Annotated in this window: 17 protein-coding genes; 3 read left to right on the top strand and 14 right to left on the bottom strand. The window is 65.5% G+C overall.

The genetic code is table 11. The features are described from left to right. Nucleotides 1-11: 11 nt before the first annotated feature. From E8M01_RS15415 to E8M01_RS15350, 14 genes are all read right to left on the bottom strand, one after another. A complete protein-coding gene (locus tag E8M01_RS15415; RefSeq protein ID WP_215908894.1) occupies nucleotides 12-791 on the bottom strand; it encodes an SDR family NAD(P)-dependent oxidoreductase in 780 nt (259 codons plus the stop codon). Next, the gene (locus E8M01_RS15410; RefSeq protein WP_246088746.1) at nucleotides 791-1,825 is read right to left on the bottom strand and encodes a phosphotransferase family protein; all 1,035 of its coding nucleotides are present in this window, start codon (nucleotides 1,823-1,825) and stop codon (nucleotides 791-793) included. The genes E8M01_RS15415 and E8M01_RS15410 overlap by 1 nt, the downstream gene beginning before the upstream one ends. Then, a complete protein-coding gene (locus tag E8M01_RS15405) occupies nucleotides 1,822-3,057 on the bottom strand; it encodes an acyl-CoA dehydrogenase family protein (RefSeq protein WP_136960920.1) in 1,236 nt (411 codons plus the stop codon). Before E8M01_RS15405 ends, E8M01_RS15410 begins: the two co-directional genes overlap by 4 nt. A gap of 51 nt (nucleotides 3,058-3,108) precedes the next feature. Continuing rightward, the gene (locus E8M01_RS15400; protein WP_136960919.1) at nucleotides 3,109-3,804 is read right to left on the bottom strand and encodes an ABC transporter ATP-binding protein; all 696 of its coding nucleotides are present in this window, start codon (nucleotides 3,802-3,804) and stop codon (nucleotides 3,109-3,111) included. Continuing rightward, entirely contained in the window at nucleotides 3,804-4,565 is a 762-nt protein-coding gene (locus E8M01_RS15395; protein ID WP_136960918.1) for an ABC transporter ATP-binding protein, read from the bottom strand. The genes E8M01_RS15400 and E8M01_RS15395 overlap by 1 nt, the downstream gene beginning before the upstream one ends. Then, nucleotides 4,562-5,812: a branched-chain amino acid ABC transporter permease gene (locus E8M01_RS15390; protein WP_136960917.1), complete on the bottom strand. Its 1,251-nt coding sequence runs from the start codon at nucleotides 5,810-5,812 to the stop codon at nucleotides 4,562-4,564. Before E8M01_RS15390 ends, E8M01_RS15395 begins: the two co-directional genes overlap by 4 nt. After that, the gene (locus tag E8M01_RS15385) at nucleotides 5,809-6,750 is read right to left on the bottom strand and encodes a branched-chain amino acid ABC transporter permease (protein WP_215908932.1); all 942 of its coding nucleotides are present in this window, start codon (nucleotides 6,748-6,750) and stop codon (nucleotides 5,809-5,811) included. Before E8M01_RS15385 ends, E8M01_RS15390 begins: the two co-directional genes overlap by 4 nt. A gap of 73 nt (nucleotides 6,751-6,823) precedes the next feature. Then, nucleotides 6,824-8,071, bottom strand: a complete 1,248-nt coding sequence (locus E8M01_RS15380) for a branched-chain amino acid ABC transporter substrate-binding protein (RefSeq protein WP_136960915.1) — start codon at nucleotides 8,069-8,071, stop codon at nucleotides 6,824-6,826. Nucleotides 8,072-8,213: 142 nt separating this feature from the next. After that, nucleotides 8,214-9,404, bottom strand: coding sequence for an acetyl-CoA C-acyltransferase (locus E8M01_RS15375; protein WP_136960914.1), 1,191 nt, complete (start codon nucleotides 9,402-9,404; stop codon nucleotides 8,214-8,216). 25 nt (nucleotides 9,405-9,429) lie between these two features. Beyond that, the gene (locus E8M01_RS15370) at nucleotides 9,430-10,356 is read right to left on the bottom strand and encodes an SDR family NAD(P)-dependent oxidoreductase (protein WP_136960913.1); all 927 of its coding nucleotides are present in this window, start codon (nucleotides 10,354-10,356) and stop codon (nucleotides 9,430-9,432) included. Nucleotides 10,357-10,366: 10 nt separating this feature from the next. Then, nucleotides 10,367-10,828, bottom strand: coding sequence for a MaoC family dehydratase (locus E8M01_RS15365; RefSeq protein WP_136960912.1), 462 nt, complete (start codon nucleotides 10,826-10,828; stop codon nucleotides 10,367-10,369). Nucleotides 10,829-10,833: 5 nt separating this feature from the next. Next, nucleotides 10,834-11,652 carry an SDR family oxidoreductase gene (locus E8M01_RS15360; RefSeq protein ID WP_136960911.1) on the bottom strand — a complete coding sequence of 273 codons (819 nt, stop codon included), beginning with the start codon at nucleotides 11,650-11,652 and terminating at the stop codon, nucleotides 10,834-10,836. A 79-nt stretch (nucleotides 11,653-11,731) separates the two neighbouring features. Beyond that, nucleotides 11,732-12,868 carry an acyl-CoA dehydrogenase family protein gene (locus tag E8M01_RS15355; protein WP_246088745.1) on the bottom strand — a complete coding sequence of 379 codons (1,137 nt, stop codon included), beginning with the start codon at nucleotides 12,866-12,868 and terminating at the stop codon, nucleotides 11,732-11,734. A 15-nt stretch (nucleotides 12,869-12,883) separates the two neighbouring features. Then, on the bottom strand, nucleotides 12,884-14,074 hold the full coding sequence (locus tag E8M01_RS15350; RefSeq protein WP_136960910.1) for an acyl-CoA dehydrogenase family protein: 1,191 nt from the start codon (nucleotides 14,072-14,074) through the stop codon (nucleotides 12,884-12,886). 239 nt (nucleotides 14,075-14,313) lie between these two features. Here E8M01_RS15350 and E8M01_RS15345 point away from each other — a divergent pair, with 239 nt between their 5' ends. The 3 genes from E8M01_RS15345 (at nucleotide 14,314) to E8M01_RS15335 (ending at nucleotide 17,192) form a co-directional block, all read left to right on the top strand. After that, nucleotides 14,314-15,954: a long-chain-fatty-acid--CoA ligase gene (locus tag E8M01_RS15345; protein WP_136960909.1), complete on the top strand. Its 1,641-nt coding sequence runs from the start codon at nucleotides 14,314-14,316 to the stop codon at nucleotides 15,952-15,954. Nucleotides 15,955-16,008: 54 nt separating this feature from the next. Continuing rightward, nucleotides 16,009-16,656: a TetR/AcrR family transcriptional regulator gene (locus E8M01_RS15340; protein ID WP_136960908.1), complete on the top strand. Its 648-nt coding sequence runs from the start codon at nucleotides 16,009-16,011 to the stop codon at nucleotides 16,654-16,656. A gap of 110 nt (nucleotides 16,657-16,766) precedes the next feature. After that, complete coding sequence (locus tag E8M01_RS15335) at nucleotides 16,767-17,192, top strand: GFA family protein (RefSeq protein WP_136960907.1); 426 nt, start codon at nucleotides 16,767-16,769, stop codon at nucleotides 17,190-17,192. The last annotated feature ends 57 nt before the right edge of the window (nucleotides 17,193-17,249 follow it).

Genomic DNA, 17,249 nt, shown 5'->3' with positions numbered 1-17,249 from the left:
GGGATTGCCGCTCAGAGCGCGGTCAGGCCGCCGTCGAGGACCAGCGCATGGCCGGTCATGAAGGAGTTTTCCGGCGAGCAGATCCACAGCATGGCCTGGACGATTTCGTCCGCCGTTCCCGGCCGCCGCATCGGCACGGCCTGAACCAGGCGCGCCAAGGCCTCTTCCTTCGACGCGTCCTTGTGGATCAGGGCGTCGGTGAGCATCGGGGTCTCGGCAAAGGCCGGACAGATGGCATTGACGCGCACGCCCTTGCGCGCGGTCTCGGCCGCCGCCGTCTTGGTCAGGCCGATCACCGCGTGCTTGGCCGCCGCATAGGCCCCGAGCAAAGGCGCGCCGGTAATGCCGGCGACGGAAGCCGTGTTCAAGATGACGCCGGAGCCCTGCTTTTCCATCACCGGGATCTGGGCTTTCAGGCCATGAAACACGCCCATGACATTGACATCGAGCATCTTGCGCATCAGCGCGTCGTCGGTGTCCTGGATCTTCACCGAGCCATGGGCGATGCCGGCATTGTTCAGCGCGATGTCGAGCCGGCCGAAGGTTTCGACCGCCGCGCGCACCAGTGCCTCGACCGCCGCCGCGCTGGTGACATTGGTCACCCGCGTCACCACCTTGGCGCCGGCCTTGCGTGCCATCTCGGCGGTCACTTCCAGGGCGTGATCCTGGATGTCGCCCAGCACGAGATTGGCTCCTTCGCCGGCAAATCTTTCAGCCGCGCGGCGGCCGAAGCCGCTGGCCGCGCCGGTGATCAGGACCACCTTGCCCTGGAAACGTCTGGCCTCGGTCATCATGCTTGCCTTTCGATCACATCCAGCGCCATGCGGGCGAGGACCGGCACGTTCTTCCGCGCTTTCATCGCTCGCTCGGGGTTCGAGGCATTGCCCGACAGCGCGCGCTTGAGCACGCCCTGCAGGATGGCGCCGAGACGGAAGAAGGCGAAGGCGAGGTGGAACGACCAGTCGGGGATCTCGCCGATGCCGGTCCGCCGGCCATAGAGCGCGACATAGTCGGCCTCGGTCGGGATGCCGGAGGTCATCCGGTCGACGCCATCAAGGCCGCGGAAGCTGCCGACATTGGGCAGGCGCCATTGCATGCACTGATAGGCCAGGTCGGCGAAGGGATGGCCGACCGTCGACAATTCCCAATCGACAATGGCGAGCAGCCGCGGCGCGTCATGGGCGAACAGCATGTTGTCGATGCGGTAGTCGCCATGGACCAGGCTGACCCGGCCGTCATCGGCCGGCAGAGCCTGTTCGAGCCAGGCGATCAGCCTGTTCATGTCGGGGATCGCCTCGGTCTCGGAGGCCCGGTAGTTTTCGGTCCAGCGGGCGAGCTGGCGGGCAAAATAGTTACCCGGCTTACCAAAATCCGACAGGCCGACCTTGGCGACGTCGACGAGATGCAGCGCGGCCAGCGCCGCGTTCATCGCGTCATAGACGCCGGCGCGATCGGCCGGCGTCGCATCCGGCATGGCCGGGTCCCAGATCACCCGGCCCTCGACATATTGCATGACGAAGAAGGAGGTGCCGATGACCTGGTCGTCCTCGCACAGCACATACATGTCCGGCACGGGCACATCGGTTGGACCGAGTGCCTTCATCACCCGATATTCGCGGTCGATCGCATGGGCCGATTTCAACAGCTGACCCGGCGGCTTCTTGCGCAGCACCGCCTTGCCACCCGCATGGGTCAGGAGAAAGGTCGGGTTCGACTGGCCGCCGGCGAATTTCTCGGCCGTGACCGGGCCCTTGAAGCCCGGCCAATGCGCCTCGAGATAAGCCGCCAGTGATGGCTCGTCGATGGTCATGACCGGTGCGGTCAAGGCTCAGGCCCCCGGTTGACGTAACGCTTCAGCTCGGTGCGGGCGACCTGCCGGCGATGCACCGCGTCCGGACCGTCGGCGAAGCGGAGCGTCCGCAGGCCCGTCCACATCTTGGCCAGCGGCGTGTCCTGGCTGACCCCGGCGCCGCCATGCATCTGCATGGATTCGTCGACCACCTTGAGCGCCATGCGTGGCGCCACCACCTTGATCTGCGAGATCCAGTGCGCGGCTTCCACCTTGGAGACGTTGTCCATCATCCAGGCGGCCTTGAGGCACAGCAGCCGGGCCATCTCGATCTCCATGCGGCATTCCGCGATGATGTCGAAATTGGCGCCGAGATCCATCAGCTTCTTGCCGAAGGCCTCACGCGTCGCGGCGCGCCGGCACATGAGTTCGAGCGCGCGCTCGGCCTGGCCGATGGCGCGCATGCAGTGATGGATGCGGCCCGGTCCGAGCCGCCCCTGGGCCACCTCGAAACCGCGGCCGCGGCCGAGGATCAGGTTGTCCTTGGGCACCCGGACATTCTCGAAGCGGATATGCATGTGGCCGTGCGGCGCGTCGTCGTTGCCGAACACCTGCATCGGCCGGAGCACGGTGATGCCCTTGGTGCCGGCCGGCACGAAGATCTGCGAATGGCGCTTGTGCTTGTCGGCGTCGGGATCGGTGACGCACATGGTGATGTAGATCTTGCAGCGCGGATCACCGGCACCGGAAGCCCACCACTTCTCACCATTCATCACCCATTCGTCGCCGTCGAGGACAGCCGAAAGCGAGACATTGGTGGCATCGGACGAGGCGACCGACGGCTCGGTCATCAGATAGGCCGAGCGGATCTCGCCGGCGAGCAATGGCTTCAGCCACCTGTCCTTCTGCGCCTGGGTGCCGTAACGCTCGATCACCTCCATGTTGCCGGTGTCGGGCGCCGAGCAGTTGAAGGTCTCGGCGGCCAGGTGCGAGCGGCCCATTTCTTCGGCGAGATAAGCATATTCGACGGTGGTCAAGCCGTAACCCTGTTCGGAGCCGGTCAGCCAGAAGTTCCACATGTTCTTGGCCTTGGCCTTGGCCTTCAGCCCTTCGAGGATGTCGATCTGGCGCTTGGTCATGGCGAAGCGGTCGCCGGCCTTGCCGATCTCGGCCTCATATTCATGTTCCAGCGGCACGACCTCGTCACGGATCATGGCGCGGACTTGCTCGACGAGCGGTTTCACACGATCGGACATCCCGAGGAACATGAGCTTTCTCCTTACACCTTTGAAAAAACGAGCGGCGTGAACCCCGTGGGCTCACACCTCGAGCCATTCCTTGCGCACGGCCTCATTGGCCTTGAGGTCGGCGGGCGTGCCTTCGAAGACGATCCGCCCGTGGCCCATGACATAGACGCGATGCGAGATATCCAGCGCGATCGACAGCTTCTGCTCGACCAGCAGAATGGCAACCCCGCGCCGGGCGATCTCGACGATCAGTTCGCCGACCTGGCGGACGATGAGCGGCGCCAGGCCCTCGGTCGGTTCGTCGATCATCACCAGGTCCGGATCGCCCATCATGGTCCGGCACATGGTGAGCATCTGCTTCTCGCCACCCGACAGGACGCCGGCCGGCGCCTCGGCGCGGGCGGCGAGGTTGGGGAACATGTCGAGCGAGCCCTGGATGGTCCAGCGTCCCTCGGCCCTGGCATCCTTCATGCCGAGCATCAGGTTCTGCCGCACCGTCAGATCGGGAAAGATGTCGCGGTGCTCGGGCACATAGCCAATGCCGAGGCGGGCGATGCGATGGCTCGGCAGCCCGGCGATCTCCCAGCCCTTGAACCGGATCGAGCCCCTGGGCGCCACCTCGCCCATGATCGCCTTGACGGTGGTCGAGCGGCCGACGCCGTTGCGGCCGAGCAGGCTGACCACCTCGCCGCCGCCGATCGAGATGTCGACGCCCTGCAGGATATGGCTCTTGCCGTAGAAGGCGTGAAGCTGAGAGACCTCGAGCATCAGACGGCCTCCTCGCCGAGATAGGCTTCCTTGACCTTTTTGTCGGCGCGGATCTGGGCTGGCGGCCCGGAGGCGATGATCTGGCCATAGACCAGCACCGAGATCCGGTCGGCCAGGCCGAAGACCACGCTCATGTCGTGCTCGACGATGATCAGCGTGCGTCCTTCCGTGACCTTCCTGATCAGGTTGACCGCCCGTTCGGTCTCATGCGCGCTCATGCCGGCGGTCGGCTCATCCAGCAGGATCACCTTGGCGCCACCGGCTATGGTGACGCCGATCTCGAGCGCCCGCTGGTCGGCATAGGACAAGAGGCCCGCCGGCGAGTTGCGCACCGGAGCCAGGCCAATGAGTTCGAGGATTTCCTCGGAACGCGCCGAGACATCGCGCAAGCCCGCGATCGAGCGCCAGAAGACATAACGATGGCCGAGCGCCCAGAGCGTCGCGCAGCGGATATTCTCGTAGACGCTCATGTTGTGGAAGATATTGGTGACCTGGAACGAACGGGACAGGCCGCGGCGATTGATCTGGTAGGGCGGCGTGCCGCCGACCGATTGGCCGTCGATCAGGATTTCGCCCGAGGTCGGCGGAAAGGCGCCCGAGATCAGGTTGAACAAGGTCGACTTACCGGCGCCGTTGGGCCCGATTATGGCATGGCGCTCGCCGGCGGGAATATCGAGATCGACCGAGCGGATGATCTCCGCCAGGCCAAAATTCTTGGTCACCTTGCTCAGCGTCAGGGCAGCCTGGGACTTGGCACTCATGGCGCGACCTCCTTCAGGCGAAGGGCCGCACCGAGCGAGCCTCGCCGTCGCCACCTGACGGCCACGACGACAATGGCGAGCCCGAGGGCAATGAGGCCTGCGGCAATGGCCCAGCTCGACAGCGCGGTGTGCGGGAAAGCGGAGCCGAAGGCGGTGAAGGGACGGCCGCCTTCGCGCACCCGATAGGCCATCTCGATCGCCATGATGGCGCCGCCGAAAGCGACGATGGCGCCGAGCGCGCCCATGAGCCAGCCGGGCAGCTTTTCGGCAAGTTCGCCCTTGCGGACGGCGTTGAGGACCTGCGCCACGATGCCGCCGATGCCATAAGGCGCGAACATCACGACAACCACGAAAAGCAGGCCGAGATAGAGCTGCCAGACCTTGGTGAAGTCCGACAGCATGGACTGCATGAGCGAGATCAGCACGGCGCCGATGATCGGGCCGAAGAACACCGCGGCGCCGCCAATATAGGCCATCAGGAGCACCGCGCCGGAATTGAGCGCGCCGAGCTTCTCCGGGGTGATGATCTCGAAATTCACCGCCGACAGCGAACCCGCGAGACCCGCGAAGCCGCCCGATATCAGGAACACCAGATAGCGCACGCGTTGCGGATCATAACCGATGAAGGCGACGCGGTCGGGATTGTCGCGCACCGCATTGGCGAGCCGGCCAAGCGGCGTCTTGGTGAAAGCCCACATGGCGAGCGTCGCCGCGAAGACCCAGAAGGCAATGAAATAATAGACGTTGATCTGCGGCCCGAGCGAGAATCCGAACCATTCCGGCCCGGCCGAACGATCGCCGGATACGCCCTCCTCGCCGCCGAAGATCGAGACGAACATGAGCCCCGACGCGGCGATCAGCTCGCCGACGCCGAGCGAGATCATGGCGAACGGCGTGCCGGAACGGCGGCAGGAGAACCAGCCGATGACCGCGCCTGCGGCCATGCCGGCCATGAAGCCGACCACCGGCAGGGCCGCCACGGGAATGCCGAGGCGTTGCGACTTGATCGCCGCCATCATGTGGATCGCGGCATAACCGCCGAGACCGAAATAGACGGCATGGCCGAAGGACAGCATGCCGGACTGGCCGAGCAGCATGTTGTAGGCGAGCGCGAACACCACCCAGACGCCGATGATGTTCATCAGGGTGAGCGAGGTGCGCGAGGCAAACACCATCGGCAGGACGATCAGCAGCACGGCGAAGCCGAGCCAGATCAGCAGGGTCTTGAAGGTCGAGGCGCCGGTCATGATTCACGAGCCCCCATAAGGCCGCGGGGCCGGAAAATGAGCACGAGGACGAGGATCAGGAACGGCAGCATCGGCGCGACCTGGGCGAGCGTGATGCGGCCGAGATCCGAGCGGTTGGAGACCAGGATGCCGAACCTTGCCAGGAGATCGGAGAGGGAAGCGTCGACGGCGACCGCGAAGGTCTGGATCAGGCCGATCAGGATGGAGGCGACAAAGGCGCCGCCGAGCGAGCCCATGCCGCCGACCACCACCACCACGAAGACGATCGGCCCGAGGGTGAGGGCCATGGCCGGATCGGTGACCAGCAGCGCGCCGCCGATGACGCCGGCAAGGCCCGCCATGGCGCAGCCGACGGCGAAGACGCCCATGAAGACCAGCGGCACATTGTGGCCGAGATGGCCGACCATGTGCGGATTGGACAGCGACGCCTGCACGATCAGGCCGACGCGGGTCCGCTTCAGCAGGGCCCAGAGCGCCACGAACATGGCAATGGCGACGACCATCATGAAGATGCGGAACGCCGGGTAATGCGTGCCCCACAGCGTGAACAGTGGCTGCTGAAGGATCGGCGGCGGGGTATAGGGCAAGGGGTTCTTGCCCCAGATCAGCTTGACGATCTCCTCGATGAGATAGGCAATGCCGAAGGTGAACAGGAGTTCGGCGACATGGCCGTTCTTGTGCACGTGGCGCAGCCCGAACCGCTCGACGACGGCGCCGAACAGCCCGACCACCAGTGGCGCGAGGATGAGCGCGACCCAGAAGCCGGTAACCGAGCCGAGCGTGAACGCCACATAGGCGCCGAGCATGTAAAAACTGGCATGGGCGAAATTGAGCACGCCCATCATCGAGAAGATGAGCGTCAGCCCGCTCGCGAGCATGAAGAGCAGAAGACCATAAAGCACGCCGTTAAGCGTGGAGAAGACGATCGTCTCCATCAGGGAGAGCCTCCGGAACCGGCCAGGACGGGGGCACGACGGACCGGGACGACCCGGCCCGTCGCAAGGGTTCCGATCAGGCGCCGGGGCGGCGCATCTGACAGGTCGAGGCCATGGAGGTGGCCGGCCCGTCGATCCGGATATCGGTCTTGAAGCCGAGGCCGGTATTGTCGACGTCGAATTTGACGTTTTCCGACAGGGTCGAGATGTAGAGCGGCTGGATCAGCTGGTGATTGTCCTTGCGCATCGAGGCCATGCCGGTCTCGATCTTGATCTCCATGCCTTCGAGCGCCAGCGCCACGTCGCGCGGCTCGACCGACTTGGTATCGTTCATCGCTTTCGACAGCATGTCGAACATCACCTTCACCCGATAATAGTAATAATCGAGCTCGCGATGCTTGGCCTTGAAGCTGCGGACGATGTCGTCCATGCCGATGTCAGGGATATTGGCGTGCCATTCGGTGATCTGCCGGACCAGGCCGACCGCCGACTTGCCCATGCCGGCAACCGCGCCAAGACCACCGCCGTAATAGGTGAAATAGGGCACATTGAAGCCGGCGTCCGAAGAGGCCTTGATGAGCAACTGCATGTCGTTGCCCCAGTTGCCGGTGATGACAGCCTGGGCGCCGGCCGCACGCATCTTGGTGATATAAGGCGAGAAGTCGCGCACGCGGGCCAGCGGATGCAGTTCGTTGCCGACGATCTGGATGTCCGGACGCTTGGTGCCCAACATCTTGACCGCCGCGTCGGCGACCGCCTTACCGAACGAATAGTCCTGGCCGATGATGTAGATGCGCTTCAGGTCCGGCAGGCCCTTGATGTAGTCGGTCAGCGCCGACATCTTCATGTCGGAATCGGCGTCGAAGCGGAAATGCCAGAACGAGCACTTGTCGTTGGTGAACATCGGGTCGACGGCGGCGTAGTTCAGATACATCACCGCCTGGCGGGGATTGCGGGCGTTGTGCTTCTCGATCGCGTCGACCAGGGCCGAGGCCACCGACGAGCCGTTGCCCTGCGCGACATAACGAATGCCCTGGTCGATCGCCTTTTCCAGCTGGACGATCGATTCCTGCGGATTGAGCTTGTTGTCGAGGCCGACGACCTCGAGCTTGCGCCCGCCGGCCACGCCGCCGGCGGCATTGATCCGCTCGCATTCGAACTCGAACTGCTTGAGGCCGCCATCACCGACCGGAGCCATGAAGCCCGACAGCGGATCGATATAGGCGATACGCACCGGTCCGGCCTGCGCCGAAGCCGGCAAGCTGGTGAGCGCCGCGGCGGCAAGGCCCGAGCCGACAACCTGGCGGCGGGTGAGCTTAGACATGGTTTCCTCCTCTAGCGCGGCATTCAACCGCTATCGGCGGCGTATCGCCGCGCCGTTTCCTCTGTTCAACCGGCCGCTTGGCGCGGCTCTCATTCGGTTGGAAAGGCGGCTTGCAAGCCGCCTTTCCCGACAGTCAATCAGGTCAGACGACCTCGAACAACCCTGCCGCTCCCATGCCGCCGCCAATGCACATGGTGACCACCACATGCTTGGCATTGCGGCGTTTTCCTTCGATCAGCGCGTGGCCGACCAGGCGGGCGCCGGAAACACCGTAGGGATGGCCGACCGCGATGGCGCCACCGTCGACATTCAGCCGGTCATAGGGAATGCCGAGCTGGTCGCGGCAATAGAGCACCTGCACGGCGAACGCCTCGTTGAGCTCCCACAGATCGATGTCCTCGACCTTCAGGCCATGGCGCTTCAAAAGCTTCGGCACGGCGAAGACCGGGCCGATGCCCATCTCGTCCGGCTCGCAGCCGGCCACCGCGAAACCCTTGAAGATGCCGAGCGGGTTGATGTTGCGCTGCTCGGCCATCTTGCCGTCCATGACGATGGCCATCGAGGCGCCATCGGAGAACTGGCTGGCATTGCCGGCCGAGATGACGCCGCCTTCGATCGCCGGGCGGATCTTCGACACGCCTTCATAGGTGGTGTCGGCCCGGATGCCTTCATCCTCGGTCAGCGTCACCTCTTCCTGCCAGGTGCGCACGACCTCTTTTTTGTCGTTCATCTCCGCCATGGTCATGGTGGTGGTGAACGGCACGATCTCGTCGTCGAACTTGCGGCCCTGGCGGGCGGCGGCGGCACGCCGCTGGCTCTCGACGCCATATTCGTCCTGCAGATGGCGCGAGATGTTGTAGCGCTTGGCCACGGTCTCGGCGGTCTGCAGCATCGGCCAGTAGATTTCCGGCTTGTGCTGCTTCAGCCAGGGGTCGATCAGGTTCGACTTGTTGGCCTGGTTCTGCACCAGCGAAATGGATTCGACGCCGCCGGCGGCGAAGATCTCGCCCTCGCCCGCGATCACCCGCTGGGCGGCGGTGGCGATCGTCTGCAGACCGGACGAGCAGAAGCGGTTGACGGTCAGGCCCGAGACGGTCACCGGGCAGCCAGCCGACAGGGCGATCTGGCGGGCGATGTTGGAACCCGTCGCGCCTTCCGGATTGGCGCAACCGACGATGACGTCCTCGACCTCGCCGGGATCGATCTTGGCGCGCTGGATGGCATGTTTGGTGGCGTGTCCGCCCATGGCCGCGCCATGGGTGTTGTTGAGCGCGCCCTTCCAGGACTTGGCAAGGCCCGTGCGGGCGGTGGAGACGATGACGGCTTCACGCATGGCTCTCTCCTCTAGGGTCGCATCTTCAGCGCGGCGGCAGGGTGACACCCTTGGCCGCGGCGGCTTTCATGGCGAATTTGGTGGTTTGCTCGAAGGCACCCTGCAGCGCCTTCTGGCCGTTCGGGTTGGAGATGTCGTCGAAGCGCGCGGCGATCGTCTCGGGCGTGCGCTCGGCCTCATCGAGATAGATGCCGTCGGTTTCGTAGATGATGGTGCGGGCATAGGCGCCGGCGCCGGCGCACAGGATGACGCGCGACGGCGCCTTGTCGCTGACCAGGAACAGCACGCCGGGGGTGATCGATTCCGGCGTCAGCAGGGCCAGCGCCTCGGCCGCCATCAGATCCGAGGTCATGCGGGTCGCCGCGGTCGGCGCCAGCGTGTTGACGCGGATATCGTTCTTGGCACCTTCCATGTGCAGGACGTTCATCAGGCCGACCATGGCAGCCTTGGCGGCACCGTAGTTGGACTGGCCGAAATTGCCGTAGAGGCCGGACGAGGACGAGGTGAAGACGATGCGGCCGTAATTCTGCGTCCGCATGATCTCCCAGACCGCCTTGGTGCAATTGACGGTGCCCATGACATGAACCGCCATCACCGCCTCGAAATCGGCGAGCTCCATCTTGGCGAAGGTCTTGTCGCGCAGGATGCCGGCATTGTTGACCAGAATGTCGATGCGGCCCCACCTGGCCATGGTCTTGGCGACCATGTCCTGGACCTGGGTGAAATCGGCGACATTGGCGCCATGCGCCATGGCCTCGCCGCCGGCCGCGACGATCTCTGCGACCACCTTGTCGGCGGCTTCCGAGGAACCGCCGGTACCGTCGCGGGCCCCGCCGAAATCGACGATGACGACCTTGGCACCGCGCGCGGCGAGCCCCAGGGCATGAGAACGGCCGAGGCCGTTGCCGGCCCCGGTGACGATGGCGACGCGCCCGTCGAAACGAATGGTCATGCTCAAGTCCTCACATCAGATAAGCGAGCGTGACCCAGTCGGCGACGACCGCCGGCTTGTCGCCACCGTCGATCTCGACGGTCACGGCATAGGTCAACTGGTGCTGCTTGGGGTTCTTCGATTCGAGCCCCTTCAGAACGAAACGGCCGCGCACCTTGGCGCCGGCCTTGACCGGCGAGATCATGCGCAGCTTGTCGAAGCCGTAATTGACGCCCATGGCGCGGCCGGTAATGGCCGGCAGGGCGTCGATGGCAAAGGCGGACAGCATCGACACGGTCAGGAAGCCATGGGCAATGGTGCCGCCGAACGGCGTCATCTTGGCCTTGACCGGATCGATATGAATGAACTGGTGATCGTGGGTCAGGTCGGCAAAGGCGTCAATCGTCGACTGGGGAATGTCGAACCATTTGGAGACGCCGATCTCCTCGCCGATCTTGCCCTTCAGCTCATCGATGGTCAGTTCGCTCGCCATGGCAGTCATTCTCCTCCAAACAGCTTGTGGCCGCTATCGACGCTGATGCCGCCGTCGACCGGCAGGATCGCGCCGGTGGTATAGGCGCCGCCGCGGCCGCACAGGAACAACAGGCAGCCCATGATATCGCTCGGCCGGCCGATGCGGCCGAGCGGGCTGTCCTTCGCCGCGCGGGCCTGGCCGGTGTCGCTGCCGAGCGCAAATGCGGTCATCCGGCTGATGAAAGGTCCGGGCGCGATGGCGTTCACGGTGATCTGCTTATGCGCCAGTTCGATCGCCAGGATCTTGGTCAGATGATGCACGGCCGCCTTCGAGGCGGCGTAGGAATAGGCGCCGGCACCGACCGGCTGGGTGCCCATGACCGAGCCGACATTGACCACCCGCGACGGATTGTCCGCGGTGGCCGACTTTTCGAGCAACGGCAGCAGGTCGCGGGTCAGGCTGAACAGGCCGGCGACATTGACCGACATGACGCTGTCCCAGGCCTTGAACGGGAAGGTCGGCAGGGGCTCGCCCCAGGTCTTGCCGGCATTGTTCCAGAGGATGTCGAGGCGGTCGGTGCGGGCGCGGACCGCGGCGCTCAGATCATGGACCCCCTGGTCGGTGCCGACATCGCCGGCAAAGCCCTCGGCCGAGCCGGCGCCACCGAGCCCGTTCAATTCCTTGGCGACCACCTCGCAGGCCTCGCCCTTGCGCGAGGCGATCAGCACGCGCGCGCCGGCCATGACCAGCGCCTCCGCGCCCATGCGGCCGATGCCGGTCGCCCCGCCGGTGACCAGCGCGGTCTTGCCCTTGAGGCCGAAGAGGTCGTCGAGAAAGGTCATGGCAACACCTCAGATCCTGATCGTCTTGCCCGGCCGCATCATGCGCGCTCGAACCGGTCTTGGAAAATACCCGCCCGGTTCAAAAGCCGCGCGCCAGCGCCACCCGGTCGGCGTGGAAGTCGGCATCGCCATAGAGCTCGGCCGCGACCTGCATGCGCTTGGCGAACAGGCCGATATCGATGGCATCGGTCATGCCGATGCCGCCATGCATCTGGATCGCCTCCTGGGCGGCGAGCCTCGCGACATCCGCCGCCTTGGCCTTGGCAAGCGACACCGAGAGCGCTGCGTCCGCCGGGTCGCGGTCGAGCGCCTGGAGCGCCGACAGCACCGCCGACCTGGCGATCTCGATCTCGCAGAACAGGTGGGCGGCCCGGTGCTGCAGCGCCTGGAAGGCGCCAATGGTGCGGCCGAACTGCTTGCGTTCGCGCAGATAGGCGACGGTCCGGCCGAAGGTTTCCTGGGCATTGCCGGTCAGCTCGGCGGCAAGGCCGGCGCGGCCCGCGCCCAGCACGATCTCGATCAGGCCAAGGCCCTGGTCGAGCTCGCCGACGAGATCGGCGCCGGTCACCTGGACGTCGTCGAAGGTGAGGCGGGCAGCGCCCCGGGAATCGAGCGTCGCGACCCGTTCGGTCGAAAGCCCGCGGGTCTTGGGATCGATCAGGAACAGGCTGATGCCGTCCTTCTCGCCGGGCGTGCCGGCGGTGCGCGCCGCCACCAGGATGGCGTCGGCGACATGACCGTCGGCGACCTGGATCTTTTCGCCCGACAGCTTGAAGCCATTGCCGGAGGCTTCCGCCTTCAGCGCGGTTTTGGCCGGATTGTGCTTGCGCCCCTCGTCGACGGCGGTGGCGATGATCGCCTCGCCCGCGGCGATCGCCGGCAGCCAGCGGTCCTTCTGCGCCGGCGTGCCGGCTCTCGACAGCGCGGTGGCCGCCATGACGGCGGTCGACAGGAATGGCGAGGCGGCGAGCGTCCGGCCCATCTCCTCGCAGATCAGGCCGGCACCGACATAGCCGAAACCGAGGCCGCCGGCCTCTTCCGGCACCAGGACGCCGGCCCAGCCCATATCGGCCATGTCGCGCCAGAGCGCCCGGTCGAAACCGTCGGCGACGTGCTGGTCGCGCAGCTTGCGCAGCGACGCGACCGGGGACTTCTCCTGGACGAAGCCGCGGGCCGCGTCCTGAAGCATGCGCTGGTCTTCATTCAGAACAAGCATGGCGAACTCAAACCCTCAAGCCGACGGCAGATCGAGCAGGCGCTTGGCGACGATGTCGAGCATCACCTCCGACGTGCCGCCCTCGATGGAATTGGCCTTGGTGCGCAGCCAGGCGCGGGGCAGTTCGCCGTCGTTCGAACGCGCGCCTTCCCATTCCAGGCCGCCATGGCCGGCCAGCCGCATCATCAGCTCGTAGCGGCGCTTGTTGAGTTCGGTGCCGTAATATTTGAGCACCGAGGACTTGTCGCCAACGCCGCGGCCGCCGGCGGCGGCCTCGTCCTTGTAGCGCGCCATGGTCAGCGCGAAAGCCAGCGCGTCGACCTCGGCGCGCGCCGTGTCGGTGCGCAGGAAGGCATCGTCGAGCCGGCCCGTGGCATCGAGACCGATCTCGTCGGCCGCGACCTGGCCGGGCGACCGGCCGCCGAGCAGGCCGCCGGCACCGCCGCCGATCATCTCGCGCTCATGGGTGAGCAGGTATTTGGCGATGTCCCAGCCGCGGTTGAGCGTGCCGACCAGATTGGCCTTGGGCACTTTCACGCCGTCGAAAAAGGTCTCGCAGAACGGCGACTTGCCGGAGATCAGGGTGATCGGCTTGGTCGAGACCCCAGGCCAGGTCATGTCGAACAGGATGAAGGAAATGCCGAGGTGCTTGGGCGCGGCCGGATCGGTGCGCACCAGGCAGAAGATCATGTCGGCCTTGTCGGCGTAGCTGGTCCAGATCTTCGATCCGGTGACGATGAAATGGTCGCCGCCATCCTCGGCCTTGGTCTGCAGCGAGGCGAGGTCGGAGCCGGCATTGGGCTCGGAATAGCCCTGGCACCAGCGGATCTCGCCACGGGCGATCGGCGGCAGATATTGCTTCTTCTGTTCCTCGCTGCCGAAGGCGAGCAGCGCCGGGCCAAGCATCCAGATGCCGAAGCTCTCGAGCGGCGAGCGGGCACGGATCGCCGCCATCTCCTCCTTCAGCACCTTGACCTCTTCGTGGCTCAGGCCGCCGCCGCCATAAGCCTTGGGCCAGGCCGGCACGGTCCAGCCGCGCGCCGCCATGCGTTCCAGCCAGACCCGCTGGGCATCCGACTGGAAGGTCCAGTTGCGGCCGCCCCAGCAAATCTCCCCGTCGCCACGAATGGGCGAACGCATCTCCTTCGGGCAATTGGCCTCGAGCCAAGCACGCGTATCCCGCCGGAAGGCTTCCAGCGCATCCATCGGCGTTCTCCCTGTGCCCGGCTTTTTTCCGCCGGCGCCGCTTTCGTTCATTGACGGCCCCGCTCAGGCGGGGACATACTCCAGAGTATGTTCGGGCTGAAATGGCTTGTCGAGGGGTTTCCTGCTGCACCTGCGAAACTTTTTCATCGGCCATTGGACCGAGGGTGAAAAAGCCCCAGGCGCGAACTAAGACTTGATCAAGCACCCACCAAGGGTGCGATCCACAGGGAGGATGGCGCATGCTACGCGGTTTGATGATGGACACGCCGCTGAACGTTTCGGCGGCGATCGAATACGGCGCCGAGATGCATCCGGACGCGTCGATCGTGTCGGCGACCATCGAAGGCGGAATGCACCGGACGACCTATGGCGAGACCTTGCCGCGGGTCGCCAAGCTGGCCCATGCCTTGACGGCGCTGGGCGTGAAGGAGGGCGACCGGGTCGCGACGCTGGCCTGGAACGGCTACCGGCATTTCGAGCTCTATTACGCCATTGGCGGCATCGGCGCGGTCACCCACACGATCAATCCACGGCTGTTTCCCGAACAGCTCGTCTATATCGTCAACCACGCCAAGGACCGGGTGCTGTTCTTCGACATCAACCTGGCGCCGCTGGTCGCCAAGATGCGCGCCCATTGGCCAAAGGACATGATCTATGTCGCGATGACCGATGCCGCCCACAAGCCGTCAGGCGAAGGGCTCGACGGCATCCTGGTCTATGAGGATCTCCTGGCCGGCCAGCCCGACAGCTTCGCCTGGCCGCGGGTCGACGAGAATGCCGGCTGCTCGCTTTGCTACACGTCCGGCACGACCGGCGAGCCGAAGGGCGCGCTCTACAGCCAGCGCTCGGTGATGCTGCACGCCCTGTTCACCTTGACCTCGGGCATGTCGAGCCTCGGCTCGGGCTCAACCATCCTGCCGGTGGTGCCGCTGTTCCACGTCAATGCCTGGGGCTTGCCCTATACGGCGCCGATCGTCGGCATCAACCTGGTCATGCCGGGCGTCAAGCTCGACGGGCCGAACCTCTACGATCTCCTGGAGGCCGAAAAGGTCACCTCGTCCTGGGGCGTGCCAACGGTCTGGATGGGATTGCTCGCCGAGATCCAGAAGCGCGGCCGCAAGCCCGAACACCTCAACGAGGTGATCATCGGCGGTTCGGCGGCGCCGCGCGCCATGATCGAAACCTTCGAGACCATGGGTGTCGGTGTCATTCACGGCTGGGGCATGACCGAGATGAGCCCGGTCGGCACGCTCGGCGTGCTGGCGATGAAGGATCGCGGCAAGCCGTTGCAGCAGCGTATCGACCTGAAGGCACGCCAGGGCCGGCGCATGTTCGGCGTCGAGCTCAAGATCGTCGACGAGGCAGGCCACCGCCTGCCCCATGACGGCGAAGCCTCGGGCGAATTGTTCGTGCGCGGACCGGCGATCATCTCGGGCTATTACGAGAATGCCGAGGCCAGCGCCAAGGCCCTCGACAAGGACGGCTGGTTCGGCACCGGCGATGTCGCCAAGATCACCCCGGACGGCTATCTGATCATCGTCGATCGCACCAAGGATCTGGTGAAATCGGGCGGCGAATGGATCTCCTCCATCGATGTCGAGAATGCCGCCATGGCGCATCCCGGCATCGCCGCCTGCGCGGTCATCGGCGTGCCCCATCCGAAATGGCAGGAGCGGCCCTTGATGGTGGTGGTCAAGGCGGCCGGCGCCGAGCCGAAGAAGGAAGAGATCATCGCGACGCTGGAGAAGGCGATCGCCAAGTGGCAAATGCCCGACGACGTCGTATTCGTCGAGCAATTGCCGCTGACCGCCACTGGCAAGGTGTCCAAGCTGACATTGCGCAAGCAGTTCGCCGATCACCCGCTGCCGGATGCCGGCTGAGGTCTCCCGCACCCGAACTCGCCAAACCCCGAGACCGCTATCGTCAAGACAGTCATGTCCGTCACCGCTCCGGAAATCGCAGCCAGCGACATCGTTCCCCTGGACCGCCGCGAGGAAGTGCTCGCGGCGGCGGCGGAATGTTTCATGCGCCGCGGTTACGAGCAGACCTCGATGGATGACGTGGCGGAGGCGCTGGGCGCGACCAAGGGACGCGTCTATCACCACTTCCGCTCGAAACCCGAACTGTTCTTCCAGGTCTATCGACGCGCCATGGATATCCTGATGCAGGCCTGCGAACCAGTCGTGGCGCAGGGCGGCAGCGGCGAGCAGCGGCTCCACGGCATGGCCAAGGCCCATACGCTCTGCATGATGGAGACGCGCACGTTTCAGCGGACGCTGACCATGGGCGTCGATCTCTATCGTTTCGGCGAGACCAGCCCCGAGCACAAGGCGGTGCTCGAGGAGCTGATGGGCCTGCGCTTCGTCTATGAGGACCTGTTCCGCCACACGTTCGAAGCCGGCATCGCCGACGGCACACTGGCCGTGCCGGACCCCTCGCTCGCCATGCGTACCCTGCTCGGCGCGCTCAACTGGGTGACGGTCTGGTATTCGCCCCGCCCCGGCGAGACGCGCCGGCACCGAGAGCAACTGGCCGAAGAAATCGTCGAGACCGTGCTCGGCGGCTACCGCGCCCGGCGCTAGCGAACGGATCCGCTCGGGCCGATCGCCGCGGCATCGCAGCGAAAGCCGGTTGCCAGTCCGGACGGCACCGGCTTGGCTCGACCCATGCCAACTTGAGAAGGGCATTCAGAATGGCGAAACGTATCACCGGCCGATGCTTCTGCGGGGCGGTCCAGTTCCAGTTCGACGAGCCGCCGCTTGTCGCGCGCGCCTGCTGGTGCAGGGATTGCCAATACCTGTCGTCCGGCAACGCGTCGGTCGGCGCGATCTTCAGAACCGAAACCTTCACGACCACCGGCGAGGTCCGTGAATATTACAGCACCGCCGATAGCGGGGCTGCGATGCGTCGCCGCTTCTGCCCGAAATGTGGGACGCCCCTGTTCAGCGAAGACCTGAGCCTGCCCGACTTCATGGTGGTCAGGGCCGGCGCGCTCGATGATCCCGAGCTGAGCCGGCCACAGAGCACGATCTGGACGGCATCGGCGCCCAGCTGGGGCTTCGTCGATCCGGAACTGCCGAGTTGCGGCGGACACCCTGCCCCGGCCGGCAAGACGTAGCGCCGCATCGTCGCCCACGACCGGTCGCGGGCACGCGGCCTGAACCGGGCCCTTCCG

Origin of the sequence: Phreatobacter stygius (genome assembly GCF_005144885.1) — a bacterium.
Lineage (GTDB): Bacteria > Pseudomonadota > Alphaproteobacteria > Rhizobiales > Phreatobacteraceae > Phreatobacter > Phreatobacter stygius.
Note: the sequence above shows the minus strand (reverse complement) of the source record. Positions and strands in the feature narration are given on the sequence as shown.